General features: G+C 47.1%; 30 protein-coding genes, 4 tRNA genes, 1 pseudogene and 1 riboswitch. Of the genes and pseudogenes, 22 read left to right on the plus strand and 13 right to left on the minus strand.

Features of this window, described 5'->3' with window-relative positions:
- The first annotated feature begins 66 nt into the window (after window positions 1-66).
- Together MHI55_RS07390 and MHI55_RS07395 are read left to right on the plus strand one after the other, a co-directional pair.
- The gene (locus MHI55_RS07390; RefSeq protein ID WP_340389469.1) at window positions 67-726 is read left to right on the plus strand and encodes a flavin reductase family protein; all 660 of its coding nucleotides are present in this window, start codon (window positions 67-69) and stop codon (window positions 724-726) included.
- Window positions 727-819: 93 nt separating this feature from the next.
- The gene (locus tag MHI55_RS07395) at window positions 820-1,491 is read left to right on the plus strand and encodes an MgtC/SapB family protein (protein WP_340389471.1); all 672 of its coding nucleotides are present in this window, start codon (window positions 820-822) and stop codon (window positions 1,489-1,491) included.
- Between the two features lie 64 nt (window positions 1,492-1,555).
- On the opposite strand, the gene MHI55_RS07400 is transcribed toward MHI55_RS07395, so the two are convergent.
- Entirely contained in the window at window positions 1,556-2,452 is an 897-nt protein-coding gene (locus tag MHI55_RS07400; protein ID WP_340389473.1) for a Cof-type HAD-IIB family hydrolase, read from the minus strand.
- A gap of 4 nt (window positions 2,453-2,456) precedes the next feature.
- Entirely contained in the window at window positions 2,457-3,233 is a 777-nt protein-coding gene (locus tag MHI55_RS07405) for a DeoR/GlpR family DNA-binding transcription regulator (protein ID WP_340389476.1), read from the minus strand.
- 306 nt (window positions 3,234-3,539) lie between these two features.
- Between MHI55_RS07405 and MHI55_RS07410 the strand changes: the two genes are divergently transcribed.
- From MHI55_RS07410 to MHI55_RS07425, 4 genes are all read left to right on the plus strand, one after another.
- Window positions 3,540-3,611 (plus strand) — tRNA-Glu (locus MHI55_RS07410).
- A 106-nt stretch (window positions 3,612-3,717) separates the two neighbouring features.
- Window positions 3,718-3,793 (plus strand) — tRNA-Lys (locus MHI55_RS07415).
- Between the two features lie 17 nt (window positions 3,794-3,810).
- Window positions 3,811-3,893, plus strand: a tRNA-Leu gene (locus MHI55_RS07420).
- A 169-nt stretch (window positions 3,894-4,062) separates the two neighbouring features.
- The gene (locus MHI55_RS07425; protein WP_036610863.1) at window positions 4,063-4,488 is read left to right on the plus strand and encodes a helix-turn-helix transcriptional regulator; all 426 of its coding nucleotides are present in this window, start codon (window positions 4,063-4,065) and stop codon (window positions 4,486-4,488) included.
- A gap of 108 nt (window positions 4,489-4,596) precedes the next feature.
- On the opposite strand, the gene MHI55_RS07430 is transcribed toward MHI55_RS07425, so the two are convergent.
- Genes MHI55_RS07430 through MHI55_RS07455 form a run of 6 tightly spaced genes read right to left on the minus strand, consistent with a single transcriptional unit; the run spans window position 4,597 to window position 9,380 of the window.
- Window positions 4,597-5,493, minus strand: a complete 897-nt coding sequence (locus MHI55_RS07430; protein ID WP_340389478.1) for an urease accessory protein UreD — start codon at window positions 5,491-5,493, stop codon at window positions 4,597-4,599.
- The gene (gene ureG / locus MHI55_RS07435) at window positions 5,474-6,193 is read right to left on the minus strand and encodes an urease accessory protein UreG (protein ID WP_017690021.1); all 720 of its coding nucleotides are present in this window, start codon (window positions 6,191-6,193) and stop codon (window positions 5,474-5,476) included. Before ureG ends, MHI55_RS07430 begins: the two co-directional genes overlap by 20 nt.
- A 33-nt stretch (window positions 6,194-6,226) precedes the next feature.
- Window positions 6,227-6,922: an urease accessory protein UreF gene (locus MHI55_RS07440; protein WP_340389480.1), complete on the minus strand. Its 696-nt coding sequence runs from the start codon at window positions 6,920-6,922 to the stop codon at window positions 6,227-6,229.
- 33 nt (window positions 6,923-6,955) lie between these two features.
- Window positions 6,956-8,674 carry an urease subunit alpha gene (ureC, locus tag MHI55_RS07445; protein WP_036610857.1) on the minus strand — a complete coding sequence of 573 codons (1,719 nt, stop codon included), beginning with the start codon at window positions 8,672-8,674 and terminating at the stop codon, window positions 6,956-6,958.
- Window positions 8,671-9,060 carry an urease subunit beta gene (locus MHI55_RS07450; RefSeq protein ID WP_036610844.1) on the minus strand — a complete coding sequence of 130 codons (390 nt, stop codon included), beginning with the start codon at window positions 9,058-9,060 and terminating at the stop codon, window positions 8,671-8,673. Before MHI55_RS07450 ends, ureC begins: the two co-directional genes overlap by 4 nt.
- A 17-nt stretch (window positions 9,061-9,077) precedes the next feature.
- The gene (locus MHI55_RS07455) at window positions 9,078-9,380 is read right to left on the minus strand and encodes an urease subunit gamma (protein WP_036669066.1); all 303 of its coding nucleotides are present in this window, start codon (window positions 9,378-9,380) and stop codon (window positions 9,078-9,080) included.
- A gap of 261 nt (window positions 9,381-9,641) precedes the next feature.
- Here MHI55_RS07455 and urtA point away from each other — a divergent pair, with 261 nt between their 5' ends.
- The 5 genes from urtA to urtE all read left to right on the plus strand — a co-directional run bounded on the left by urtA (window position 9,642) and on the right by urtE (window position 14,538).
- On the plus strand, window positions 9,642-10,892 hold the full coding sequence (gene urtA / locus MHI55_RS07460) for an urea ABC transporter substrate-binding protein (protein ID WP_340389482.1): 1,251 nt from the start codon (window positions 9,642-9,644) through the stop codon (window positions 10,890-10,892).
- A 182-nt stretch (window positions 10,893-11,074) separates the two neighbouring features.
- On the plus strand, window positions 11,075-11,980 hold the full coding sequence (gene urtB / locus MHI55_RS07465) for an urea ABC transporter permease subunit UrtB (RefSeq protein ID WP_036669070.1): 906 nt from the start codon (window positions 11,075-11,077) through the stop codon (window positions 11,978-11,980).
- A 21-nt stretch (window positions 11,981-12,001) separates the two neighbouring features.
- Window positions 12,002-13,093 carry an urea ABC transporter permease subunit UrtC gene (gene urtC, locus MHI55_RS07470; RefSeq protein ID WP_127544208.1) on the plus strand — a complete coding sequence of 364 codons (1,092 nt, stop codon included), beginning with the start codon at window positions 12,002-12,004 and terminating at the stop codon, window positions 13,091-13,093.
- Entirely contained in the window at window positions 13,056-13,865 is an 810-nt protein-coding gene (gene urtD / locus MHI55_RS07475; RefSeq protein WP_076319112.1) for an urea ABC transporter ATP-binding protein UrtD, read from the plus strand. The genes urtC and urtD overlap by 38 nt, the downstream gene beginning before the upstream one ends.
- The gene (gene urtE, locus MHI55_RS07480) at window positions 13,843-14,538 is read left to right on the plus strand and encodes an urea ABC transporter ATP-binding subunit UrtE (protein WP_076209466.1); all 696 of its coding nucleotides are present in this window, start codon (window positions 13,843-13,845) and stop codon (window positions 14,536-14,538) included. Before urtD ends, urtE begins: the two co-directional genes overlap by 23 nt.
- A 30-nt stretch (window positions 14,539-14,568) precedes the next feature.
- Here urtE and MHI55_RS07485 read toward each other — a convergent pair whose 3' ends face one another.
- The 3 genes from MHI55_RS07485 to MHI55_RS07495 form a co-directional block, all read right to left on the minus strand.
- A complete protein-coding gene (locus MHI55_RS07485; RefSeq protein WP_340389484.1) occupies window positions 14,569-15,204 on the minus strand; it encodes a hypothetical protein in 636 nt (211 codons plus the stop codon).
- 27 nt (window positions 15,205-15,231) lie between these two features.
- Window positions 15,232-15,435 (minus strand): hypothetical protein, encoded by a 204-nt coding sequence (locus tag MHI55_RS07490; RefSeq protein ID WP_017690011.1) that lies wholly within the window; start codon window positions 15,433-15,435, stop codon window positions 15,232-15,234.
- A 266-nt stretch (window positions 15,436-15,701) separates the two neighbouring features.
- Complete coding sequence (locus MHI55_RS07495; protein WP_340389486.1) at window positions 15,702-16,403, minus strand: urease accessory UreF family protein; 702 nt, start codon at window positions 16,401-16,403, stop codon at window positions 15,702-15,704.
- A 444-nt stretch (window positions 16,404-16,847) separates the two neighbouring features.
- Here MHI55_RS07495 and MHI55_RS07500 point away from each other — a divergent pair.
- Window positions 16,848-16,930: transfer RNA gene (locus tag MHI55_RS07500), tRNA-Leu, on the plus strand.
- Between the two features lie 147 nt (window positions 16,931-17,077).
- Here the strand turns inward: MHI55_RS07500 and MHI55_RS07505 are convergent.
- Complete coding sequence (locus MHI55_RS07505) at window positions 17,078-17,557, minus strand: glutathione peroxidase (RefSeq protein ID WP_036610823.1); 480 nt, start codon at window positions 17,555-17,557, stop codon at window positions 17,078-17,080.
- Between the two features lie 371 nt (window positions 17,558-17,928).
- Window positions 17,929-18,104: riboswitch (cyclic di-AMP (ydaO/yuaA leader) on the plus strand.
- A 115-nt stretch (window positions 18,105-18,219) separates the two neighbouring features.
- Here MHI55_RS07505 and MHI55_RS07510 point away from each other — a divergent pair.
- Complete coding sequence (locus MHI55_RS07510) at window positions 18,220-18,618, plus strand: hypothetical protein (protein WP_235193755.1); 399 nt, start codon at window positions 18,220-18,222, stop codon at window positions 18,616-18,618.
- 174 nt (window positions 18,619-18,792) lie between these two features.
- Entirely contained in the window at window positions 18,793-19,476 is a 684-nt protein-coding gene (locus MHI55_RS07515; protein WP_076251543.1) for an HAD family hydrolase, read from the plus strand.
- 104 nt (window positions 19,477-19,580) lie between these two features.
- On the opposite strand, the gene MHI55_RS07520 is transcribed toward MHI55_RS07515, so the two are convergent.
- Window positions 19,581-20,876, minus strand: a complete 1,296-nt coding sequence (locus MHI55_RS07520; protein ID WP_036669231.1) for an Nramp family divalent metal transporter — start codon at window positions 20,874-20,876, stop codon at window positions 19,581-19,583.
- 400 nt (window positions 20,877-21,276) lie between these two features.
- On the opposite strand from MHI55_RS07520, the gene MHI55_RS07525 reads away from it, so the two are divergent.
- The 8 genes and pseudogenes from MHI55_RS07525 to MHI55_RS07560 form a co-directional block, all read left to right on the plus strand.
- Window positions 21,277-21,696 (plus strand): organic hydroperoxide resistance protein, encoded by a 420-nt coding sequence (locus tag MHI55_RS07525; RefSeq protein WP_036610819.1) that lies wholly within the window; start codon window positions 21,277-21,279, stop codon window positions 21,694-21,696.
- 210 nt (window positions 21,697-21,906) lie between these two features.
- Window positions 21,907-22,152: a zinc ribbon domain-containing protein gene (locus tag MHI55_RS07530; protein ID WP_036610816.1), complete on the plus strand. Its 246-nt coding sequence runs from the start codon at window positions 21,907-21,909 to the stop codon at window positions 22,150-22,152.
- Window positions 22,153-22,251: 99 nt separating this feature from the next.
- A complete protein-coding gene (locus MHI55_RS07535; RefSeq protein ID WP_036610814.1) occupies window positions 22,252-22,530 on the plus strand; it encodes a hypothetical protein in 279 nt (92 codons plus the stop codon).
- A gap of 188 nt (window positions 22,531-22,718) precedes the next feature.
- Window positions 22,719-23,141, plus strand: coding sequence for a thiol-disulfide oxidoreductase DCC family protein (locus tag MHI55_RS07540; protein WP_076251545.1), 423 nt, complete (start codon window positions 22,719-22,721; stop codon window positions 23,139-23,141).
- A gap of 99 nt (window positions 23,142-23,240) precedes the next feature.
- Complete coding sequence (locus MHI55_RS07545) at window positions 23,241-24,104, plus strand: DUF6612 family protein (RefSeq protein ID WP_036669080.1); 864 nt, start codon at window positions 23,241-23,243, stop codon at window positions 24,102-24,104.
- Between the two features lie 209 nt (window positions 24,105-24,313).
- On the plus strand, window positions 24,314-24,697 hold the full coding sequence (locus tag MHI55_RS07550) for a VOC family protein (RefSeq protein ID WP_017690000.1): 384 nt from the start codon (window positions 24,314-24,316) through the stop codon (window positions 24,695-24,697).
- Window positions 24,698-24,858: 161 nt separating this feature from the next.
- Window positions 24,859-26,076, plus strand: a complete 1,218-nt coding sequence (locus MHI55_RS07555; protein ID WP_076251547.1) for a hypothetical protein — start codon at window positions 24,859-24,861, stop codon at window positions 26,074-26,076.
- A pseudogene (locus tag MHI55_RS07560) lies at window positions 26,073-26,981 on the plus strand (ATPase, T2SS/T4P/T4SS family); the annotation flags it as partial. The gene MHI55_RS07555 and the pseudogene MHI55_RS07560, both read left to right, overlap by 4 nt.
- Window positions 26,982-26,997 lie beyond the last annotated feature (16 nt).

The raw sequence follows: 26,997 nt of genomic DNA on the forward strand, positions 1-26,997 counted from the left end.
TGTATCGTCCCATATGGGTCAGATTAAGCTTATAAATCATTGGAATCGGAACAGGAGAGGTACAGGATGAAAAAGATAACGAAACAGGACTTCGCTACAGAGCAGTTGTCCGCGAGTCCAGAAGTGATTCAACATGAGACGATTAATCCCAGTATTTTATATTATGGTACGCCTGTAGTGCTGCTAAGCACATTAAATGAGGATGGATCAACCAACCTGTCACCATTATCCTCGTCTTGGGCACTGGGGGATTGTCTGGTTCTCGGTCTGGGTACACAGGGCAAAGCCTATGAAAATCTGAGTCGACATCCGGAGTGTGTGATTAATTTACCAGATGAAGCAATGTGGAGACAAGTTGAGGCATTGGGTCGTTATACGGGAGTCACACCGGTTCCTGAGGAGAAAAGGAAGATGGGCTATGAATATTGTCATGATAAATTCACTGTAGCTGGACTGACATCTGAATGCTCGGTTCAGGTGGCGCCAGATAAAATAGTTGAATGTCCGCTCCAGATTGAAGCGGCTGTACAACACATACGTATTCCCGAACATACACCGTTCATGGCGATTGTGGAAGTGAAAGCGTTGAAGGTGCACGCGCACACAAGACTAATATCTGGACCGAACAAAATTAATCCAGAGGAATGGCATCCGCTGATATATAATTTCAGACATTATTTCGGATTGGGCAAGAGACAAGGGGAAAATTTCCGGGCAGAGAATTGACCTGAGTAGAAGTTCTTTATTAGTCATGTAAAGATTGGGTAATAGTAAAGATAGACTCATGTAAGCATATACATAATGAAAGAGGTGATGTGCATGGAAGTGGAATATTTGATGCGTGTACTCATAGCTGGAATATGTGGTGTGCTAATCGGATATGAGCGCAAGAATCGAATGAAAGAAGCGGGAATCCGTACTCATTTTGTGGTCGCCGTTGGTGCTGCCCTGATGATGATTGTATCGAAATACGGATTCCAGGATCAGGCTGGCTGGGACAATCTGTCCCTTGACCCTTCAAGGATCGCTGCACAAGTCGTTAGCGGTGTGGGGTTCATTGGAGCGGGCATGATCTTCACACAGCGTCACACGGTCAGGGGATTGACCACAGCGGCTGGCATATGGGCTACGGCAGGCATGGGACTTGCTGTGGGTTCAGGTCTGTATTGGACGGGTGCGGGCGTGACACTGCTTATTGTCGTGGCACAGATGTTACTGCATAGACCTACACGCTGGCTGGTATCCGCTCGAACAGAGACGTTAACCATCCATCTGCAAAATGAGGGAGAGGCCCTGAAGACTGTTTTGGCACTGCTGGGACAGGAGAAGATCTCGGTCATCGGATTTAAGACAGAAGAGCAAACAAGCACAGACTCCGTGGAAGAGACTGCGCTTGAGTTCACATTGCAACTGCCGGGTTCATACCGGGGCGAGCAACTGATTATTTTGTTACAGGATGTGCCTCACGTTCGATCTGCTGAGTTAAAATGAAGAGAACCTGCATGGATCAACAGGTGATCATGCAGGTTCAGTACTTAATTCAGTATGGGTTCAATTACTGACCTTCTCCGACAGTCGTTTCTGGGCGGGATACCGGTTTACCTTCAAGCAGGCACTCGATGGCATGGGCAACACCGTGCTCCACATTGGTCAGCGTTATGGCTTTGGCTAATGCCTGGATTTCGGGTTCGCCATTACCCATGGCGATGCCGAGTCCTGCCATTTTTAACATGGAGACATCATTGAAGTTATCGCCGATCGCTACTGTATCTTCCATGGAGATGTTCAGGTGAGCCGCCAGTTTGGTGAGGGCATTACCTTTGGATACGTCCGGGTGCTGCATTTCGAAGTTATGCTCAAAGGATACAACCATGGCGACATCAGATCGGGAAGCGAAGTATTCTCGTCCTGTCTTTACTTTGTCCGGATTCATGGAGAAGGCCATAATATTATAGATGTAGGCTTCTGCCGGAATTTCGAGATGGCTGTTTACGCGGTGGTAGTCTTTTTTGTCATAGTGTTTCTTGATGGAGCGAATCATGCGTGCAATGTCCTCACCAGGGTTTGAACCAAGAACACGTTCCATTTCGGCGAGCAAGGTCTCATGACTGCTACGCGGGGCATAGATGCCTTGTTGTGTTGAAGCCTCATAATAGACATCATGATCTTCCAGCCACTGCATGACGGAAGCTGCTGTGTCACGATCGAGCGGAAGATGGAATAAACGTTCACCGTCTGCATCATGAATTGTCGCTCCGTTGGAGCCGATAATCGGGGTTTTGATTCCACCTTCGCGGCTGATGGTCACAACATCGGAATAGACACGTCCTGTTGCAATGGTAACTTTCATACCGGATTGCTGGGCCTTTTGGATGGCTGCGGCATTCTCCGGGCTAATCTGGCTATCTATGTTCAACAAAGTTCCATCTAAATCTGTGGCAAATAATTTCATATATTTACAACTCCTTATCATCTGTAGGTTCAGGAATGAGAATCTCAACCTGTTGTTCGGCTAGAAAAACAAGCCATTCTTTGGTTGGCCATTGATCCGTAATCAACACATCCACCAATGACCAGTCGGCAAAACGATAACCATAACGTCTATCAAACTTGGATTGATCTGCAAGAACAACAACTTTCTTGGCAGCTTTCATCATTTGGTGTTTAATTTTCCCTTCCTCTTCGGAAGCACTGAAGCCATCCATGGTGATACCGCCAATTCCGATAAAGGCTTTATCTACATAATAGTGGGAGAGGGTCTCGATAACAGAAGTACCGTAGACATAACGTTGTTCCTTATCTACTTTGCCTCCGAGCAAACGAATCTGGACAGCAGTGTGATTGGAGAGAAGATCAGCGGAATGAATCGAATTAGTAATGACAGTACAGGATTTGCCGTTTAAGTTCTCGGCACAGGCCTGTACAGTCGTGGAAGAGTCTAGAATAATGATCTCGCCTTCCCTTACAATGGCCGCAGCGAGTTTGCCAATGGCCCTCTTTTCCTCAGATACATCGAGTAAACGGTCTTTGTAGGATCTGAATTCTTGCGGAGGAGGGGGGAGAATCGCGCCGCCACGTGTTCGGATAATGGCATCCTGTTCCTCAAGCTTAATCAGATCCCTGCGTGCAGTATCCCGTGATACATCAAACAAGGCGACAATATCATCGGCTGAGATGCGATTGTGTTTGCGTAGATATTCAACAATGAGCTGCATTCGTTCTTCTTGAAACAAACATGTCACCTCCGAGTGTATGGATGACCGTACTTATACTGATACTTTAATTATAAGTATTCTTAATGTGATTTGCAATATTATAAGTGAACGTAAGTTTTTATAAGTGTTTTGATGGATGGTTTACATTATTCCTGCACGGGGATGACATTGGCATGAACGGGAGGTGGCTAATAACGGGGCTCTGAAGAACAGTATGCAATGGACAAAAAGGCTTGAAAAATAAATTTTAAAAAAAGTATTGCAAGTTCAAATTGTCCTGTGGTATACTCATTCTTGTCGCCAAGAAAGACAACTTGTTATTAAGGCCCGTTGGTCAAGGGGTTAAGACACCTCCCTTTCACGGAGGTAACAGGGGTTCGAATCCCCTACGGGTCATATCTTCACCACCTCATGAGATCTACATTTTCGATGAGTAATCGTCAAAGTCATTGCTCTTATAGACAAGAATGAAGCATGGCACATCCGGTGAAGTTTACAGCAAGAGCCATTAGCTCAGTTGGTAGAGCACCTGACTTTTAATCAGGGTGTCGAAGGTTCGAGCCCTTCATGGCTCACCATTTTTACAATTGAATATGCGGTCGTGGTGGAATGGCAGACACGCTATCTTGAGGGGGTAGTGGGTGTATACCCGTGGAGGTTCGAGTCCTCTCGACCGCATCACAGCAACAATATAAGATAGACTTCTATGATCATTCATGGGAGTCTATCTTTGTGTTATACGATATACCTCATCCTGTTTCAGGCATATAAAGGCTGAGCATTCAGGAATAATGTGGTATAATTCAAGCAGATGAGTTGATTATTACGGTTGGAAGGCGGTTCTTGTATGCAGTCGATCTATGAGCGAATTGAACACCTGATTGCCGAACGAGGAATGACCAAGAAGGCTTTCTGCCAACAGCTGAAGATTAGCACAGGCAATCTGGGTGATTGGAAACGTGGCAAGTCTATTCCGAGTACGAATAAATTAATTGAGATTGCTTCGTTTTTTGATGTGAGCCTCGACTGGCTCATGATTGGACGTCCATCGAAGGAAGCGATGGTTCGGGAAAAACGGGAGGATTATTTTTTTGACGTTTTGCGGCAATTGAATTGCCAAGAAAGTGAATTATCGACTGTGGAACAGTCTTTTATCAGCGAATATATTGAGTTCACCCGTTACCGTAAATCCAAGGAAAGTAAGGATGCTGGCGACTATCGCTATAAACCTGAGAACAAATCAGAGAACGATTCTGAGGAAAACGAAGCGTAAGTGATATGAGCAGCATCCATAGACTGAATGTACAAAAACCTCTGGACTAATCCGAACACACTCGGAGACAGTTCAGAGGTTTTTTGGTGTTAACTATGCTTGATGCCCTTATTTACGAAAAACAAGAGTTTCTTTGCCCAGCAGATGTGGGCGGAGTGTGTTCCAGATCTGAAGACACTGCTCCTGAAGTTCCCAAGCTGCCATGCCAAGGAGTCGAACGCCGATGCCTCCGGTTGCCAGCAAACTTGCACCTGCGAGCATTCGCCCATCTGGTGGCAGCGCAGATCTGACTTGCTCCAACTCCGCAGTACCAAGACCTGGGGCAATCATCCATAACGCAGCGGTATGTGTGTAGTGAAGGAGAGACGCTGAGTGTTTGGGATCATCGGTATCCGGTTCGAGTCCGAATCGATCCCAGACAGCCAGTTGTTCACCTTGCCATATCTCCGTCAAGCTGCGGTAACGCTCGAATTGGAACGCTTCTCCCCGATGAATCCGTCCTGCAGACCAGATATCTGCATAGGCCAGGATTGCCCTTTCTTCCAGCTCAAAGGTTACAGCGAGCGCAGAAGAACTTCCCTTGAAAGGAATGACGCATTCAGGGAAGTATTCCAGCGTGGCCCCTTTTCCCAACCGAAAGTGATGATTAACGGATGAGGGAATGGAAGGTGTAGGATGAAGTCTGGTAGCAGATGTGCTGCTCAGCATGACATGGGTGCCTTCACCTAATTCCCACTCGGAATGATAATGATCCCCGTTAAGGACTCCGGGAGAGACGTCTGACGTGTACACACATAATTCGGTTCCGCCTCCGGGAGGTCGAAAAGATCGGCTAAACCGGAGTGGTGCGCTGTAATAACGATCAGTCATGACCGTCCGGTCGCCTTGAAAGGCAAAGGTGGCCCGAAGCTCGCTGCGGCGTGTGACGGGTGCACCTGCACTTTCATTCCTATTTATCTCTGTTCCCGTGGGGACAGAAGATGAATTAATGCGAGTGGGTGCCATGTTCATGGCTGTGTGAATGCAGATGTGCAGCGGAAGCATCGTCATCCATATATTGATGTTCAAGCCAGTGGACAATCTCGGATACACCTTCACCGCTCATTAGATTAGACATGACATAAGGGCGGCCTTCGCGTACCCGTTCGGTATCATTTTTCATAACTTCCAGACTTGCGCCAACGTAAGGGGCGAGGTCGGTTTTGTTGATTAACAACAGATCTGAACGCGTGATACCGGGACCGCCTTTGCGAGGGAGTTTCTCTCCTTGGGCAACGTCGATAATGTATATGAACACATCAGCGAGTTCCGGACTGAATGCAGCGGAGAGATTGTCGCCGCCGCTCTCGATGAAGATCAGTTGCAGATCTGGGAAACGTTCAATTAACTCATCAACCGCTTCGAAATTCATGGAGGCGTCCTCGCGAATAGCGGTGTGCGGGCATCCGCCTGTCTCGACGCCGATAATACGCTCTGGTGCCAGGGCGTTCTGACGCAGCAAAATCTCGGCATCTTCCTTGGTATAAATGTCATTGGTGATGACAGCAAGGCTATAACGTGTACGCAGTGCCTTGGACAGCTTCTCCACAAGGGCTGTTTTACCTGAACCTACCGGTCCACCAATTCCAATTCGCATCGGACGACTCCGATCAAATGCCTTACGTTCCCACTCCGGATGATGCGTATGATTAGCTCCTCCACACATAACAATTCCTCCTTGGTTAGATAAAAGTTGTAGTTAAGACATAAACAGCCGCGCGGGTAAGGTCTCATGCCGCATGGCGTAGATTTCCTGGGCGATTCCGAAGCTGTGCATATCTTCGGGGTCATTGTCTCGAATGAGAGCCCATTCCGCTTCGATATCATCAAGCAGTTTCTGAATCAACATCTGCGCTTCGGTTTGTCCGATGGGCAGCAGGCGAAGTGCGCTGTTCACATAAGCGTTCACCGAGGTATACAGATGCCCGGTAACGGCTTCATCCAATTCAATCTCCAATTGATAGTTGATATAACCGTGAATGGTCGTGATGCCACAATAAGCACCGTATTCCCGTATGGCCTCATCAATCAGGGAAAAGTCCATCCATGGATAGAGTGAACGGGCCAGCTTGAGCAGTCTCTTTCCCATCTTGTGGCCGCTTTCCCTGAGTTCCCGAGGGGAGCGCTGGGCGTGGACGCGTTTATCATACAGGGCAAGTAGAGCTCCATCTTGCTGTTTTATCGCCTGATAGACTCCTTTGATGGCAAGACCATCTAGTCGTACAAGGCTGGAGTGAAGCTGGCTGCGAATAAACTGTTCAAGCTGCGCGATATTTTGCACGGTGCCATCATGCGTGTAAGCTTCCAGACCGAAGGAATGGGAGAAACCACCGATGGGCAGGGCCGAATCCAGCAGCTGAACGTAACGGAGTAGCTTCGTGCCACTGTTCATCATGAGTGCCCCCTTATCAGCTAATCCGTATTCCTATCAAAACATAAAGTACCGCTGTGCCATAGGCAGCTCGTCTGCGGGTTCACAGGTGAGAAGCTCGCCGTCGGCGCGTACCTCGTAGGTTTCGGGATCGACTTCAATGACAGGGGTGACGTCGTTATGAATCATGTCTTTTTTGCTGACTGAGCGACAGCCTTTAACGGGTTCAACCCGCTTTTTCAGGCCCAATGACTCTTTGATCCCTGCTTCTGCTGCGGCTTGGGAGACAAATGTGATCGATCCGCTGGCAATGGCGCTACCATAGGCTCCGAACATCGGTCTGCCAAATACCGGCTGAGGTGTCGGGATGGACGCATTGGGATCACCCATCTGGGCAAATGTGATCATGCCACCCTTAATGACAATCTCGGGTTTAACACCGAAGTAAGCCGGTTTCCATATGATTAGATCTGCCAGCTTGCCAACTTCCACCGAACCGACGAGATGACCGATTCCGTGAGCGATAGCTGGATTGATAGTGTACTTGGCGACATATCGCTTGATCCGATCGTTATCGGAGGGAGAATTCGGGTTGAGCTCAAGTTTGCCGCGCTGTTTTTTCATTTTGTCGGCTGTCTGCCAGGTGCGGATAATGACTTCGCCCACTCGGCCCATGGCTTGAGAATCGGAACTGATGATGCTGAACACGCCAAGATCATGCAAAATGTCTTCGGCTGCGATTGTTTCGGGACGAATCCGCGAATCCGCAAAAGCGACATCTTCCGGGATGGAAGGGTCCAGGTGATGACACACCATCAACATATCGAGATGCTCTTCTACAGTGTTGCGTGTGTACGGTCGTGTTGGGTTGGTTGATGAGGGGATAACGTAGGACTCCCCAGCGGCCCGGATAATATCCGGTGCGTGTCCGCCACCAGCGCCTTCCGTATGGTACGTGTGGATCGTCCGGCCGTTGATTGCAGCCAGGGTGTTTTCGAGAAATCCGGTTTCGTTCAATGTATCGGTATGGATAGCCACTTGAACATCATGTTCCCCGGCGGCAGTCAGACAAGCGTCGATAGCGCTCGGGGTAGTGCCCCAATCTTCATGTAGCTTCAGGCCGATTACCCCAGCTTCAATCTGTTCAATTAAAGGTGCGGTACTGGAACTGTTGCCTTTGCCAAGGTAACCGATGTTCATGGGAAAAGCTTCTGCGGACTCTAGCATCCGGTGGATGTGCCAGGCTCCTGGTGTGCAGGTGGTGGCTTTGGTTCCTGTTGCTGGTCCTGTTCCCCCGCCGATCATGGTCGTGACCCCGGAGGATAACGCAGTCTGAATCTGCTGTGGGCAGATGAAATGAATATGGGTATCAATGCCGCCAGCGGTTACAATCATGCCTTCACCGGCGATGATTTCGGTGGAAGCACCGATGACCAGTGCGGGATGAACACCATCCATTGTATCCGGGTTACCGGATTTGCCAATGGCGCAGATATGACCATCTCGAATGCCGATATCCGCTTTTACAATGCCCCAATGATCGATAATGATAGCGTTGGTGATAACAGTATCAGGAGTGCCATCGCTTCGCAGAGCAGTGGTGGACTGGCCCATTCCGTCGCGGATAACCTTACCACCTCCGAACTTGCTCTCATCTCCGTATACCGCATAATCATGTTCAATCTCTGCCCATAGTTCGGTATCCGCAAGTCTTACGGCATCGCCGGTTGTTGGTCCAAACATGGACGCGTATTGTTCGCGGCTCATTCGTTTCATGAAGGTTCACCTCCATCTTGTATGGGAGGGGAGAACGTCTTCAGGAATGCCTCCAGTTTCACTGGATCAGGAGCTTGATCCGCAGAGCCTTCGGTTAATCCATTGAACCCGTGAATCTGGCGTTTGCCGCCAAAGGTTGTGAGTTCAACCGGTTTCTCTTCACCGGGTTCGAAGCGAACTGCGGTGCCTGCCGGAATGTGCAGACGATGTCCAAAAGCTGACGTGCGATCAAAGTCCAGTGCTGCATTAACTTCATAGAAGTGAACGTGAGAGCCGACCTGGACGGGGCGGTCGCCGCGGTTAAGGACAAGGAGTCGTAGGGTTAAACGATCTGGATGACAGATGATGTCGTCATCTGGCTTCAAACGGTATTCACCAGGAATCATGGTTTCTCCTGCCTTTCTCAGCGTATAGGTTCATGTACAGTAACCAGTTTTGTACCGTCAGGAAATGTGGCTTCTACCTGTACTTCAGGAATCATATCGGGAACACCATCCATACAGTCTTCACGTGTCAGGATGGTGCCTCCGTATCTCATTAATTCGGCAACACTCATTCCATCCCGTGCTCGTTCCATCAGTTCGGAGGTCAACAAGGCGATGGCTTCGGGAACATTCAACTTGAGTCCGCGTGCTCTTCGTTCACGGGAGAGGTTAGCGGCCACGGTAATCAGGAGTTTTTCCTTTTCCTGCTCAGTCCAGTGCAAGGCAATCCGACCTTTCGCTTATAATGTCTGATATGTTCATGGATCATATTGTATGTTAAATATACTCACACAGGGTGATTTCTTTGTCAATAAGCTTCAAGGCATATTAGCAGTATGCATGAAACGAGTAGGCATGAAATAAAATTATGTAAGCTATATTGACATGAAGAGAGTAACCCTCCATAATTTGGATCAACGAACATTTCGGACGCAAATGACCTTAATGTTCGTCAATAGACTAAAAAAAGGGAGTGTAGGCTATTGAAGAAGAGGTCGGTCAAGTTATGGAGTATTTTGCTGGGTGCGGTCATTGTGATGACAGGATGTGTGGAGGGCACTGCGCCGCCTGAAGCTTCGGGTTCAGGTGGTACAGGAGAGCCGGCTGCATCTGGTGAACCGATTAAAGTTGGTATTCTTCACTCTCTCAGCGGAACGATGGCGATCAGTGAAGTATCTGTTAAAGATGCGGAGATACTTGCCATTGAAGAGATCAACGCCGCGGGCGGAGTTTTGGGTAAACAGATCGAACCTGTAATTGAGGATGGCGCTTCGGATTGGCCTACTTTTGCAGAGAAGGCTGGGAAGTTACTGCAACAGGATAAGGTCGCTGCTGTATTTGGTGGATGGACCTCTGCAAGTCGGAAGGCTATGCTCCCGGTGTTTGAACAGAACAAGGGTTTATTGTTTTACCCGGTGCAATATGAGGGATTGGAATCGTCGCCAAATATTTTTTATACAGGAGCAACAACCAATCAGCAGATCGTTCCATCCGTAACCTGGTTACTGGAGAACAGGGGCAAGACGTTTTATCTGCTCGGTTCAGATTATGTATTCCCAAAAACGGCCAATCAGGTCATTAAGGCACAACTCGCAGCAGAAGGCGGCGAAGTAGTGGGTGAAGAATACACACCGCTGGGTCATACCGATTACAGTACCATCATTAGCAAAATCAAAGCTGCGAAGCCGGATATTGTATACAATACGCTGAACGGAGATAGCAATGTGGCCTTTTTCAAACAATTGAAGGATGCCGGAATCTCCTCGGATCAGATGACGACCCTCTCGGTAAGTGTGGCGGAGGAAGAAATCCGTGGTATTGGCGCAGACGTATTGAAGGGGCATCTGGCTTCGTGGAATTATTATCAGACAACGGATACACCTGAGAATGCAACATTTGTTGCCAAGTATAAAGAAAAATACGGTGCTGATCGAGTGACAGCTGATCCGATTGAAGCGGGATATGTGGCGGTTTATCTCTGGAAGGCGGCGGTGGAAAAAGCAGGATCAACCGACGTGGAGAAGGTGAAGGCAGCTGCCAAGGGTCTGGAGTTTGATGCCCCGGAAGGTAAGGTAACCGTGGATGGAGAGAATCAGCATATCTACAAAACCGTACGGATCGGTGAGGTGCAGGAGGATGGGCAGTTCAAGGAATTGTGGAATTCTGGTGAGCCTGTCAAGCCGGATCCTTATCTGAAAACGTATGAATGGGGAGCAACCCTCAGCGCTAAATAACATAGAAACCTCGCGATAAAACAGGCAACTCGCTTCAAAGCAGCCGAAACATAAACGAGGGTGTGACAACACATCCTCTTACCGTATCGCGGTAAAGCGTTACTGTGATGTGAAAAATGTTACTGCCGCTAATTGAATTCATGTGAAATATCGAGAGTCACGGTATGGAGGAGGGGATAGCGATGGATATGTTTATCCTGCAGATGTTCAATGGTCTGAGTATCAGTTCAATTCTGTTGTTGATTGCATTGGGGCTTGCAGTAACGTTTGGGCTGATGAATGTCATCAATATGGCTCACGGTGAACTGATCATGATCGGTGCATATGCAACATATGTAACACAAAATCTGTTCTTGTCCTATGCTCCAGCGGCGTGGTTTGGTGCCTACTTTGTTGTGGCTCTGCCGATTGCGTTCATTGTAGCGGCTCTGATTGGCTGGTTGCTTGAAGTGGTGCTGATCCGGCATCTATATGGCAGGCCGCTGGACAGTCTGCTGGCGACATGGGGTGTAGGCATGATGCTGCAACAACTGGCCCGTACGATATTCGGAGCGCCCAATGTGGGAGTATCCAGTCCGGCTTGGCTCAATGGGGGATTGGCGATCTCGGATGGTATTGTATTTCCGTATAAACGAATTTTCATTATCGCACTGGTTGCGGTTGTGCTGCTGTGTATGTATCTCTATATCTATCGAACATCTTCCGGAAGACGAATGAGGGCTGTGATGCAGAATCGGAGCATGGCGGGGTGTCTTGGGATTTCGACCCGGCGGGTGGATGGCATGACCTTTGCGATTGGTTCGGGCATTGCCGGAATTGCTGGCTGTGCATTAACGCTCATTGGTCCGATTGGTCCTTCGCTTGGTACGTATTATATTGTGGATGCGTTCATGGTCGTTGTTCTGGGTGGGGTGGGAAAATTGGTTGGAACCGTGTGTGGTGCACTGGGGATTGGTATGTTCAACACGCTGTTCGAAACCTATACCTCGGCCTCCATTGGCAAGGTGCTTGTGTTTGTATGTATCGTTGCTTTCCTGCAATGGAAACCACGTGGCTTGGTCGCGATGCGCACACGGAGTCTCGATTAACGTGAAGAAGGGGGTTAGTTCATGTCCGCTTTACTCAAGACTGGCAGTCTGAAAATGAGAATCATCTGGGCGGTTGTACTGATCATGATGTGTCTTGCTCCACTAATCTCCACGGAGTTTCGTCTGAGTCTGTTAGCCAAGTTTTTGGCGTTGGCAATCCTGGCCATTGGTCTCGATCTGATCTGGGGTTATGGGGGTGTGCTGAGTCTTGGGCATGGGGTGTTCTTTGGTCTGGGTGGATACGCGATGGCGATGTATCTGAAGCTTCAGGCCAGTGGAGCAACACTTCCTGATTTCATGGGATGGAGTGGTCTCAGTGGTCTACCGTGGTTCTGGGAACCGTTTCGCTCTTTCCCGGTGGCGTTGTTATTGGGGATAGCCCTTCCGGCATTGCTTGCCTTTGCCCTGGGGTGGTTTACGTTCCGTAACCGGATCACCGGTGTTTATTTTACCATCCTGACTCAAGCCTTGGTTCTTATTACGGTAACACTCTTTGTTGGTAAACAGGAATGGACGGGTGGGACAAATGGCATCACCGGATATAATTCAATCTTTGGTTTTACACTTCATTCCGCTGGAACGACGATTGCTCTCTACTATATAACGCTTGCTGTTCTGGTGATCGCTTATATGCTCTGTCGTCGGATGGTGAACAGCCGGTTCGGTCAAGTGCTCGAAGCTGCGCGTGATGGAGAGAATCGGGTGCGATTCCTCGGATATGATCCGGCAGGATATAAAACGCTGGCTTTTGCTTTTTCCGGTGCGCTTGCAGGCATCGCGGGCATGTTGTTTGTTCTTCAGGTGGGTATTATCTCGCCATCGATGATGGGGATTGTACCCTCCATTGAGATGGTCCTGTGGGTTGCATTGGGTGGTCGCGGTACGCTTATTGGAGCGGTCATCGGAGCAGTGGTGCTGAATGCAGCCAAAACAGGCATAAGTGAGGCTTATCCCGAAGGGTGGCTGTTTGTCATTGGTGGGCTCTTTGTAACGGTCGTTTTGTTCATGCCAAACGGTATTGTAGGTGTATATCGTCATGTCGTTCGCTTGCTGAAGCGGAGAGGAGAGAGTGCGCATGTCCAAGTCACTCGGGAAAAACCTAAAGTCTACTGAGGAATCAGCGGTGTTGGTAGCCGAGGATATTACGGTGGCCTTTGGTGGGTTCGTTGCTGTCAAAGGCATGAATCTGAAGCTGCATGAACATGACCTGCATTTTCTAATCGGACCCAATGGTGCAGGGAAAACAACGATGCTGGATGTGATATGTGGCAAAACAAAACCCATGTCCGGTTCGGTGAAGATGGGGGATGGCACGGAATTAACGCGACTGAAGGAGCACCAGATTGTTCGCAAAGGTGTGGGACGCAAATTCCAGGCGCCATCGATCTTTGCAGGTCTGACGGTACAGGAGAATCTGACGCTGGCAGCGGAGACTCGCCGTTCCCCTTTGCAAGCCATCGGTATTCGTCGATATGGGAAAATGAGTGCTGCCATGGAGCATGTTACCCTCCAGATTGGTCTGCAAGACCGCGTTGATGCTCGTGCAGGAGCGTTATCACATGGGGAGAAGCAGTGGCTAGAGATTGGCATGTTGCTTCTGCAGGAGCCACGGGTGTTGTTGCTGGACGAACCAGCCGCAGGCATGACGGATGAAGAAACACACAAGACCGGGCGACTTCTGCAAGAGATTGCGCGTGAGCGCTCGGTTGTGGTGGTGGAGCATGATATGGAGTTTGTGCGAGAGTTCGCAGCCAAGGTAACGGTGATGCATGAAGGGAAACTGCTGAAGGAAGGTACGATGGCGGAGGTACAGGCAGACCCGAAAGTGGCAGAAGTGTATTTGGGCAAAAGGAGGGATGAACATGCTGTCGCTGCAACGAATTGAATCCGGCTACGGGGAAAGCAATGTGCTTCGTGGTGTGAACCTGGATGTACAGCCCGGACAGGTGGTGTGTCTGATGGGCCGTAACGGTGTAGGGAAAACAACGTTGATGAAAACATTAATGGGGCTGCTCAAAACACGCAAGGGCAGTATTCAGTGGCAAAATCAGGAGTTATCCACCTTGGACACAGCCAAGCGGGCAAGGGCAGGGATTGGTTATGTACCGCAGGGGCGGGAGATTTTCCCGCAGCTTACGGTGAAAGAAAACTTATTGCTCGGTCTGGAGACAAGTGCACCGGGAGTAAAAACGTTCCCGGAGGATGTACTGGCGATGTTCCCAGTGCTTGCTACGATGTATGGACGGCAGGGCGGGGATCTGAGTGGTGGACAGCAGCAGCAGTTGGCATTCGCCCGGGCATTGGCTTCGCGTCCAGGGTTGTTGCTACTGGATGAGCCGACAGAAGGCATCCAGCCTTCTATCGTGGAGGACATTCGGCAGGTAATTTTGCAGCTCAAGGCAAAGGGGAACCTCTCGGTTTTGCTGGTAGAGCAGAGTATTGATTTTGTGCGAAGTGCCGCAGATTACATCTATATCATGGACAAAGGAACCATAACCCTGCATGGGACACCGCAAGAACTGGATATGTCGCAGTTTGAACATCATCTCTCCGTATAGTTGTAGTTAGTCGGCGAGTGGAGAGAGGTTTCAGGAACGCTTGTCCAGGATATTCGAGTATTTCGGATATAACCGCCGGATGCATTCCGGACAGATGTCATGGGTGAATTCGGCGTGGGTATGCTTCTCCAGATAACTCTCAACGGAGTTCCAGTGTTCCTCTTCGTCCTTGATTTGTTTGCAGACGGCGCAAATAGGCAGCAGTCCGCGCAATGTGCGTACTTCAGACAATGCTTTCTTCAATTGGTGTTCTGTCTTTCTCTGTTCGGTAATATCCATGTGTGCAATTAAAGCGAGATCGGTATCCAGAATTGAATTTGAGTAAGATAGAGGGGTGAGTTCTACACGAAACCACCTCTTTTCGTTGTATACAGTATACACGCAGATGTCATATGTATGATTTCGATTAAAGGGTATTCCGCGTTCTTTCAGATTCTGTGCGACAAGTGCCATGTTAGCGTTCTTGCCTCGTTTTGCCCAGGCTTCCGTCAGGTGCAGGTAGTGTCTATGACTACTGTGTATATCCGGGTTTGGTGAGCATTGACCAAGTCCCTGTTGCCAGGCACGGTTACAACTTTGGATAATCCAATTGTCATCAATGATGATGAGCTGGTGACGTATGGACTGGAACGACAGCCTCTCCAGATCGGATGTAACATGTCTCATGGATGAGACCCTCCTTTGGCAGAAATCTTATCTCAGTTCATCTGGAATATCCAAAATATCAGCGACCAGGTGCCTGAATCGGGTTGCTTTGCGTGTGCCGTGAATAAGATTGGATAAACGATAGGGTGGGATGCCATGCTGTTCACAAAAGGTCTTCTGGTCCACTTGAAGTTCGGTTAGCCGTCGTTTGATGGCCCATCCGAACGGAGTAACTGGTTTTTTCTTGTTCAAAAGGGTTCACCCCTGGTTAGAATGTAGTATTCAGCCGCTCTTTCTTCATGTAGAATATATAGAAATGCGAGCTGTATGTTTCATTATATACGTAAATTCGTCATCTAACAATTAAAAAAGACGGAAAAAAGTGTATTTTGTGATTATAAATGGCGTAAATACGTAAATAAAACAAATAAAATGAAAAAAAACACGTCGGCAAGGAGGTTGCCGCGTGTTTTTTAGTTTGTTTGAATGAAGGGGAGCGGGTATGAGGAGGAAGAGGATTAGGCCCTGTAGGCATGAAGTCCAGCTCCAAGCATATGGAAACTGGGGAAAAATGATTTCATGGACATCGAGGTTGGCTGTGCCAGTCCATCCGCAGCCGAGGCGCTGACGGTCTTCCATTCATTCTCCAGATCTATGGCCAGGCGGACCATCAGATCCTTGGTTGTATCGTTGTTCAGGGGAATGACTTTGGAGGCTTCGGTTATGCAGGCATTCATGGCTGAATGCAGGTAACCAAGGACCGCCTCCTCGACAGGGATGTCGAGGAGGTGGTTAATCCAGGCGTGAACAGTGGATAGGCAGCCAACCGAATCGTATTTGGCAAAGATCTGTTCGAGCTGGCTGAAATCAATCCAGGGGTGCAGAGCGCGTGCGAGTCTGATCAATCGTTTACCCATGGCGGCAGCTTGTTCTCTGAGATCTCCAGGGGTTCGCTGAACATGGACGAGCTTGTCGATTAGAGCTATCCGCCATGTATCCTTGTGATCTGCTGCGGTATAGATGCCTTTGATGGCCATACCTTCAAGACGAACGATGCTGGGATGCAACTGACAACGCATGAATGATTCGAGATCTTCAGCATTACGAATGGTACCCTCCCTGATATGGATATCCATGCCGAAGGAATGGGTGAACCCTCCAACTTGAATAGAGGAATCAAGCAGTTTGACATAATCGAGCAGCTTATTCCCACGGTTCACAATCATTCGCCTCCTGTGTTCGTTAAATGTCACTTAAAGTGACATTTATATTCCTTTTTGTTTGCTTTATGTTTAAAAATCCGAATTATATGATAGTTATCATCCCATAAATGTCCGCTTTTTGTCAATAGTATCCGTGAAAATTAATGGATTAAATCTGGAATTTAATACTTGTGTTATTTTATATAACTTATTGTGTTATTTATGTGGTGAAGTTCATGGAGGACTATATATAAGGAAGGACTATATATAAATGAATCAACAAGATCGGCTCTTACCGAAAAAGAGGGGATCAAATCTAATCATATGCAGTTCATGGGTAAAGATGACGAGATTATGCGATTTTTGATGAAAATGCCTAGCTGAAAAAGAAGTATTAAAAAATACTTTACTTTTAGTTCTGAACCCGGTATAATCAATTCTGTTGCCGATTATTTACGACATGCGGTCGTGGTGGAATGGCAGACACGCTATCTTGAGGGGGTAGTGGGCGTATGCCCGTGGAGGTTCGAGTCCTCTCGACCGCATCATATGAACGATTAAAAAGAAGCTTTCCATTAATGGGAAGCTTCTTTTTTTTGTCTTTTTCGAACAGTATGACATCTGGGTTGAAAAAAGGCCATCCATTACCGGAGGAATGTTGCTCTACCTTCCGGCTACGGGTGGCCTGTGTATTATTTTTGCAGCAAATTCTTGATATCTTCTTCAATCTTGTCCGGTGTTGTTTTGGGAGCATAACGTTTAATGACCTGTCCGTTCTGATCCACGAGGAATTTGGTGAAATTCCATTTGATTGCTTTGGAGCCGAGCAGGCCAGGAGCTTCTGTGCTCAGGTGTTGGAAAAGAGGGTGAGCGCTTGAGCCGTTCACATCAATTTTCTCAAACATGGGGAAGCTCACGCCATAATTCATCTGACAGAACTCGGCAATATCGTCGGAAGATCCTTTTTCCTGTGCAAACTGGTTACTTGGGAAACCAAGCACTTCAAATGGAGCATCTTGAAATTTGTCTTGCAATTCTTGCAGACCTTTGAATTGAGGGGTAAGGCCGCATGAGCTTGCCGTATTCACAATCAGGAGCACTTTGTCACGGTAGTCGGACATTTCAACTTCTTGACCGCGAAGGGTATTCACTTTGTAATCGTAGACTGTCATCTAAATCGCCTCCATTTATTTACTCTTATATCTTCTATTATATTGGTTGCAATTAAATATTGCAAAACTAATATGGTGTTAAAAGAATCAAAACAGGCAAGTTGTGCAGAATACGTGAATGAATTGCGAAGTGATTTACGCCAGAGTGAGAATTAGATAGCCTTGAAGAGATAGATAGAGTATAACTTTGTTGTAAGCGTTATTATGGATAGGAATTGGCAAAAATCTGCCGATTTGGTGATCTGGGCGGACTTTACACCGACATGGCACGGGTGTATGATTCATAGCGTAATTTCAATTTAAACTAAATTGTACTTGAAAAACGAAACAAACGATAATATCGCTCGATCTTACCTTAAGATATACGAACGATGTTTTAATCGCTGAGTTTCCATTCATTAATGAATGGGAAACGGGGGAACCAACGGAATGTGCTGTCCAGGACAGTGGGCATTCATGGGGTGAATTTTCCGGTGACAGCCGGAAATAGGGCGACTCTCGCGCCCGAATCCGTCAGCTAACCTCGTAAGCGTTAAAGGGAGAGGCAACAAGCCGTACGCTGGTTCATGGTGTTTTCGCCATGGGTTATTTAAGAAGCGTTCGGGAGGCCTTGGTCCCCCACGCTTCTTTTTTGTTGTCTTTTCACGCCAAGGGAGGAACGAATGATGGATACTGAGATGATCTTAGTGACTGCTCCAAATGAAGCAGGACGTAAATTTATCAAATTGCTGATGTACAAAAAAATGCCGTTTGCCGTTCTAACCAACAGTGCAGGGGAAGAGCGAAGACTCCGTAGAATCGGAGTAGAACATGTCATTCGCATGAATACGGCTGCAGCTCAAAAATGGTTTTTGCCGCAGGGCAGCGTAGGCAATGTGTTTATTTTCGAGAACAGCCTGAATCTGACCTGTCGTTATTTACAGATCTGCCGTTCATGGACATCGAAATCCCTGTGCGTCATTACGGAGCAGAGTCATCCTAAGGGCATCTATCGGGGCATGGGCGCAGACCGGATTGTATATTCGCTCAATGGGGAAGTTGGCTTTCTCCTCAATGGTTAATGCCATAGCTTGTGATTGCTCAGGTGTAAGGTGCCTGTTATAATTGAATGTATTAGAATCAATTTCAGAATTTACTCAAGGTATTATGAAATTGATTCATCGATAAACGGAAGTTTGAGGAGACTCATGCAGGATGGTGAGTCTTCTTTTTTATGCTTACAAGGAGGAATTGGCGTGCCGGATGTAGGTGGATTGAAATGGTTGTTTTTTGATGTTGGAGATACGCTGGTGGATGAATGGGAGCCGGTTGATGATATTATCGGACAGTTTGTCCGTGAAGCTTGTGCTTTGGGGTATCCGGTGACAATTGAGGCGGTACGCGAACTGTTCGCGAGCTGTTACCGAAAATATGAGCAATGGCCTATGAGAGTGGCGATTCGCACATTTGTTGAAGACGAGGGGCATCAAAAACAGATTCAGGACAAGCTGAAGTTTCAAAAAGATCTTGAACGTCCTTTTCCTTCAGCAGATTTTGTTCTTCAGCAGTTGTCACGGCATTATCGCATTGGCATTATTGCCAATCAGAGTCCTGGAACGGAAGAGAGACTGGAGAGTTACGGCTTGCGGAAGTATGTTGATGTTCTGGCATGTTCAGCTGAAGAAGGAGTGTCCAAGCCAGACCCTGAGTTATACGCTGTGGCCTTGAAGCAGGCAGGTTGTGAACCGGAGGAAGCCGTCATGATCGGAGATCGGATCGATAACGACATTATACCTGCTCGGAATCTGGGCATGCGTACGATTCGAATTATGCAGGGTTACGGAAGATTCCAGCCAGATCTATCGGATGACAAACGTGCGGATTGGACTGTTGAATCATTGGATCAACTCTTGCCGTTACTGATGCCAAATCAGGATTAGATTCAGATGGTTGTTTATTGGATTGCAACAATAAAGGCTGATCAACTGGGTATAAAATACCGGAGTTGATCAGCCTTTTTAGTATTTAGCCAATTAAAATGAGATTAGAACAACCGGATCGTCTGAATGATCAGATATACATTCAGCACAACGATAATCGCGGCAATGACCCATGAGATGATTTTGAGCCACAATTTGTTGGCGAATGCACCCATGCTTTTTTTATCACTTGTGAACATCACCAGGGGAATTACAGCAAAGGGCAATTGAAGCGACAGCACGACCTGGCTCAAAATGAGCAGTTCTTCTGTGCCATGTTCTCCTGCAATGGCTGTCACAATTACCGCCGGGATGATGGCGATCAGACGTGTGACCAGTCTGCGTAGCCAAGCCGGAATTCGAATGTTCAGGAAACCTTCCATAACGATCTGCCCAGCGAGTGTACCTGTAAGGGTAGAGTTCTGACCTGATGCTAACAGCGCCACACCGAACAGGATACTTGCGACCGTAGTACCCAATAGAGGTGTCAGCAGATGATAGGCATCAGCGATCTCAGCAACCTGCGTCATACCAGCACTGTGAAATACAGCGGCAGATACAATCAGGATGGCTGCATTGATGAACAGGGCCAGTGTCAGCGCAATCGTAGAATCCATGGTCGAGTACCGAATGGCTTCTTTTTTGCCCTGTGGTGTCTGTTCGATCTGACGGGTCTGCACAATGGAAGAATGCAGGTACAGATTATGCGGCATCACGGTTGCTCCGATAATACCAATGGCAATATAGAGCATAGCCGGGTTTTGCAGGATCTCAACATTTGGTACAAAACCATGGAGAACACCGCCCATATCCGGTTTTGCCAGAAACAGATCAATCCCGAAGCAGAGGGCAATTGTTGCCATCAGCACAATGACGAGAGTTTCCAAAGCGCGGAAGCCTTTGTTTTGCAGAACAAGAATCAGGAGTACATCAACTGCGGTGATGATAACGCCGTATAACATGGGGATGTTAAATAACAGTTTTAATGCGATGGCAGAACCAATGACTTCAGCCAGATCGGTAGCTGCAATGGCAAGCTCACACAGAATCCATAACATCATAACAACAGGCATGCTGAATCGTTCACGACAGGCTTGAGCCAGATCCCGTCCAGTGACGATACCGAGCTTGCCAGCCAGCGACTGAAGGACAACGGCCATCAGGTTCGATAACAGGATAACGGATAACAAGGTATACCCGAACTGCGAGCCGCCTGCGATATCTGTTGCCCAGTTCCCCGGGTCCATGTAACCTACGGCAACGAGGTATCCTGGGCCTACAAAGGCGAGGAATTTCTTCCACCATGCAGCATTCTGCGGAACTTTCATGGAACTATGTGCTTCTCCAAGGGAAGGGGCCATGCCCGCAGTAGATAATGATTCTCTTGAAGGAGCGTTGAACGGATTTTTTTTACTCATACGATAATCACCTGACTTTGAATTATTGATTTGGAGATATTGATGCGGTACAAACCGCTCATGATATATCTAAATTTTTATGTTTATTGTTACATTGTACTCCTTCAATTATTTTTGTCTAGTGCAACTTTTATGTATCAGCACAAAATTTCGGTTGTAGCTTGAATATGCCCCTTCGTATATTACCCAACCTTAGGGAAAATACAGCCATGGCATTGAAATGCATGAAAATAATAAAGTTGTAAAAGCTGATAAAGATACAAAATTGCGTTTCAAAATGAGCCAGAAGTTTAAATTGAAAGGAAGGCAGTAAAAAACTATATGGATAAGGGAGAGATTCTGAATGGAAGCTTTATATACAGCAGTAGCGACAGTTAAAGGTGGACGTACAGGTTCGGTGACTTCTTCGGATGGCGTGCTTAAGCATGATCTGAAAATGCCAAAAGAGCTTGGTGGCTCCGGTGGTGAAGGTACTAACCCTGAGCAACTTTTTGCCGCTGGATATGGAGCATGTTATGAAAGTGCCCTTGCCAATGTAGCACGCAAAGCAGGTGTGAAATTGGAGGATGTGGTCGTTACAAGTAACGTATCCATTGGTAAAGACCCTGCGGATGACGGTTTTCAGCTGTCTGTTCGTCTGGACGTTAGCATGCCTGGTGTAGATCACAGTCAAGCAGAGGAACTGGCCCGCAAGGCGCATGATTTCTGTCCATATTCCAAAGCAACACGCGGCAACATTGATGTTGTATTAAACGTAGTTTAAGATTTGACTCCTGGTAAGTAAAGGGAACATATAGAGCAGGTTATCCCAGATACCTGATGTTCGACTACAAAGCCCTGCTGGCAATCGGCAGGGTTTTGTGTTGATTATCATATAAGGACATGATGCAGGAGATTAGATGCCAGATCGCGTACTATTTTACATAATTGCACTCTCACTTCATGCTACACATTCCATAAAGGGGGAACGAAGATGAGTATTGAAGAGATGATCGAGCGGCGATTTGTGTGTACAAAATGCAGGGGCACGGATTGTAACATTAAGGAAGTTTCCATGTCAGGAGCAGGCCTGAGTAAGATGTTTGATATACAGCATAATCACTACCTGTTCGTGGCTTGTGCTTCCTGCGGGTATGTTGAAGTATTTGATCCGGATGTCTTGAAAGGGAAAAAACAGGGACAGGTAGGGACGATTCTGGATATTCTGTTTGGCGGGTAGACATGCGCGAGTTGACATTGATCTGAATTTTCTTTAATATAACTTAGTACTGAGTAGTGTCATTGCATGAACCAAATTTGAATTAAACAGGTGATATCCATGTCTTATAGACCGCGTATTGCAGATTTAGAATTAGCTTATGGTAACAAGGAAGACGGATTGTATGAATTCAAAATGAATTTGGTAGACGGTACAAAATGCCGTGTATTCTACACCCGTTCACCGGAATGGAAGATGACCAATATCAGCCGTCTGCAGAAAACCCCTTGTCCAGTATGTCGCAAAGATTTCATTTGCAAATGTATGGACCAGTGGGCAAGTGACCTGCATCAACAGATGATCGATGACCAATGGATGGAAAAGGCAGTTACGGAATAATTGTCGGACAGATACGAGCGTGGGCACAATGCCTGCGCTCTTTTTCTTTATATTTCCCATTTATGCGTGTTCAAAAAGAGCGGTGTTCAGTCTTTTTGAACTACCTCTAGAAATAAATTTAGAATTAGTGAACAAGAAGGCCCAGATTGGGTAAGTTACTCTAACCGCAACAATAGGAGGCAGCCAATATGACAGCAAATCAAACAGATGTGCATCAGGGACATCCGATCGTACTGGTGGATGGTGTCTGTCACTTCTGCCAGGGCTTAACCAAATGGATTATCAAGCGTGACCCGGAAGGAAAATATCATTTTGCATCGCTTCAATCGGATGTAGCCAAGGAATTGCTGAAGAAAGGCAATTTGTCGACAGATAGTATGGACACCTTTGTGCTGATTGAAAATGGAAAATACTATACACGTTCAACCGCCGCACTGCGATTGGCTAAGGGTCTAAAGTTTCCTTATCCGTTGTTATATGTGTTCATCATGATACCGAAATTTATTCGTAATGCAGTCTATAACTGGGTTGCTCGCAACCGTTATCGCTGGTTTGGCAAGGATGAAGCGTGTATGTTGCCTACACCGGAGATCAAAGATCGATTTCTGTGAAAAAGTCTCGTGCGACACATTGTATCCAAATTTGATGATTAATAGCGGAAATAATTGGGTAATGACTACAGATCATATCTATTTTGGGAGGAAAACAACTTGAAGAAGTGGACTACATTAATTATCGGGGCATTATTAGCAGTAAGCTTGGCAGCATGCGGAAACGACACAGACAACACGGCAACGCCGCCAGCGACCAACAATGAAACATCTAACGAGGGTAATACACCTGCGGAGCAGGAAACAAAGATCCCTACCCTGGATGAGTTGATTACCAAAACGAATGCAGCAACCAAAGAAATGAAAAGCTTCACAACTGAAGCAAACATTGATCAGAATCTGAAACTGGATGCTGGTGAACAGTCACAGGATCAACAGGTTAAAACATCGCTCAAAATGGATATCATCAAAGATCCAATGATGATCTATCAAGAGATGAAAATGGAAATGTCTGGGCAGGAAGCGCAGAATGTAAAGCAATACATCACTTCAGATACGATCTATTCACAAGTGGGAGAACAATGGGTTAAAATTCCTGAAGCTCAAACCAAAGAATTGGTGGAGCAGATGAAAGCAAGCATGAATCCAGAAGGTGAATTGGATCAGTTCAAAAAGATTGAGGAAGACACCGAAGTTACAGAAGATGGCGACAATTATGTCATTAACGCTAATGTATCCGGTGATAACGTAAAGGAACTGGCCAAAGCCGTGATGGAGCAAAACGGATCGAATGCCCAGACCCAAGCGATGCTTGAACAAATGAATATTACAAGCATGAAGATGAAATATATGATTAACAAGGAAACCTATCTGCCTGCAGGTACGGATGTAAACATGGTCATGGAGATGGAACAGAATGGACAGAAAATGACGATGGACATGAAGATGAACAGTACATTTTCTAACCACGATCAAGTGGAAGAGATCAAGATTCCACAAGAAGCATTGGATAGCGCTAAATAATTTGGTTATGCCAAATGTGCTGAAGATGATTTAATGCGGTAAGCGAGCATCAATGTATGCCGTTTGTAGGGCACCTCTGAACTAGATTTGTGTGAGCCGAGAGGTTTACCGGATTAGAATCAGGGGTGTTTTTCTGTTTAGCGGAGATTATGGTCAGGGTTGAAGGTGTTATAGTATAGTCATATTGAAGTAGAGAGGGGAGATATAAGATGATTGAATATGCACACATTCACCATGTTAGTCTGGCTGTACGTGATCTGGAAATCGCGAAAAAATTCTATTCGGGGTTACTGGGCATGCAGGAGATTGAACGTCCTCCTTTCCGCTCCACAGGTACATGGTATGCTATCGGAAGTCAGCAGCTTCATCTGCTTCAGCACCCGGAGGGTCACACGTTACGCGAAGCGGGTATTGATACTACAGACGGTCACTTTGCGATCTGGGTCACCAGTTATTCAGGGACTATAGCCTGGTTGGAGCAGCAGGGAATTGAGTATGAAGCAAGACCTGACAGTGTGGCTGGATTCGCGCAGATTTTTGTGCTTGATCCGGACCGTAACATTATTGAGTTCGATTCACCGTACAACTCTTAAGGGAAAAAGGGTTAGAATAAATCCCTTGCTCCCCCAGAAATTGTATGCTATATTATCCATACATTCATAGCACGTGACGGAAGCACCGTCCAAATATCGCATACTCATGCGGTTATTGGACGGTGCTTTTTTGTGCTTTTTGACAGGGAGGGAAGGAAAAGTTGATTGTACTGAAGGTTGTTCTGGTTTCAAAAGATAGAGATTACATTAGCGCCTGGCTTGATTATGTACAGGGAAATTCATCTGGTCTTCATGTGCGTTTCACAGCATTCTCCCAAGGGGATTCGTTCAAGGATCACATGAAAGAGCAAGAAGGTAGAGAATTACCGGATCTGGTTATTGCGGAACCGGAGTTTCTGAATGACTGGCTGAATAACGGGGGAGAAGTATCAGGTGTACCTTGGCTAATGCTTAGTGAAGGGATGGAGGAGGTGGATGAGGCTAAGCGGCTGATGAAATATCAACCCTTGCCTGCTTTGCTGGATGCTGTGATGCATGCTTGCCGGCAGCCGCGCCGTAAGAAGGTTCACCATCCAGGGCAAGAGACTCTCTCCATCGGTGTAGTATCCGCTTCGGGTGGAAGTGGCAAAACGGCAGTGGCCCTGCATATGGCGAAGCAATTGGGACTTGCAGGATATGCTGTTCTCTATCTTAATCTGGAGACGCTGGACAGTACGCTCCCGTTTCTGGAAAAGGGACTTACTAGAAGTGGGCAGCGTCACCCGGATACGGAGACGGGATTGTCACGCCTGTTATACGATCTGAAGGTGGGCAGAAAAGAATCCGGCAAGCAGTTACAGTTACAATCGAAGGGCGTAGACGGATATGTGGTCCGGCATGAAGCGCTGAAATCCGATGTGTTCTGGCCATTATCGAATCGGAAAGAACTGTTGCAAATGACTCGTGAGGATACGTCGAATCTGCTTCGTTATTTAACAGATTGTGGACAGTATGACGTGCTGATTCTGGATGGGGATTCCAGTTGGGATGGGCGCAGTGAAGGGGTGCTGGATACTGCAGATGCATTTGTCTGGCTGGTTGAGGATGATATATCTGCCATGCATCGTTGGGGACAATGGTTACAGCATGCTGAGCGTACGAAGCCAGATTTGTATGAAAGTATGCTCGAGCGTTCACGCTTTGTGGTTAACAAATATCGGGACAATGTCGTCAATGCACTTCCACGCCCTGATCTGCATCTGGATGCAGTGTTGCCCTATATCCCTTCTTGGAAGCAACTCAGTCAGGAGGAAGTCATGCTTAGTTCTCCGATCTTCCAACGTGAAGTGAAGAGATTATGTGCCATGCTGGTACAAGATGGCGAAGAAGAATTGAAGCAGACCGGACGAATTCAGAAGCAGGATCGGTGGGCGTTATGACGGATTCATCCAATAGAATACTGGATCGTGAAGAACAGTTTCAGATGATGCGTAGGGAAGTCAGGGCTGGCCTCGATTTAACCTCTTCCGCAGGAGATGATGAACTGTGGCAGGGGATAGAACGCAAAGTTCTCACCGACCCGAAGCTGGATGATCTGACCTCAGGAGAGCGTCATACGCTGGTACAGCGATTGTTTGATTCCTTTCGTGGATTGGATATTTTGCAGCCACTTGTGGATCATCCCGATATTACGGAAATTATGATCAATAGTCACAAGGAGATTTTTGTGGAGCAGGAAGGTGAAGTCAGCCAGATCACCCTTGAATTTGAGTCCAGGGAACGGCTCGAGGATATCATCCAGATGATTGTGTCCGGGGTAAACCGGATTGTGAATGAGTCTTCTCCAATCGTAGATGCCCGTTTAAAGGATGGTTCGCGGGTCAATATCGTGTTGCCTCCTATTGCCTTGAAAGGACCCACGATGACGATTCGTAAATTCCCCAGTGAACCGATGAAGATGTCTGATCTGATTGAAAAGGGAGCCCTGCATGAAGAAGCGGCAGAATTATTGCAGCAGTTGGTACGGAGCAAATACAACATCTTCATTGGAGGTGGGACCGGATCGGGAAAAACGACCTTTCTGAACGCATTATCACAGTTCATCCCTGCCGATGAGCGGATTATTACCATTGAGGATTCGGCTGAGTTACAGATTGTTACGGTACCCAATCTGGTATCACTGGAAACGCGGAATGCAAACACCGAAGGCAAGGGACAGATATCTATTCGGGATCTGATCAAATCTTCCTTACGGATGCGTCCGAACCGGATTGTGATTGGGGAAGTCAGGGGCGCAGAAGCGCTGGATATGTTACAGGCCATGAACACAGGACATGATGGAAGTCCATATAGTACATAAT

Source organism: Paenibacillus sp. FSL E2-0151, from assembly GCF_037993015.1.
Taxonomy (GTDB): Bacteria; Bacillota; Bacilli; order Paenibacillales; family Paenibacillaceae; genus Paenibacillus; species Paenibacillus amylolyticus.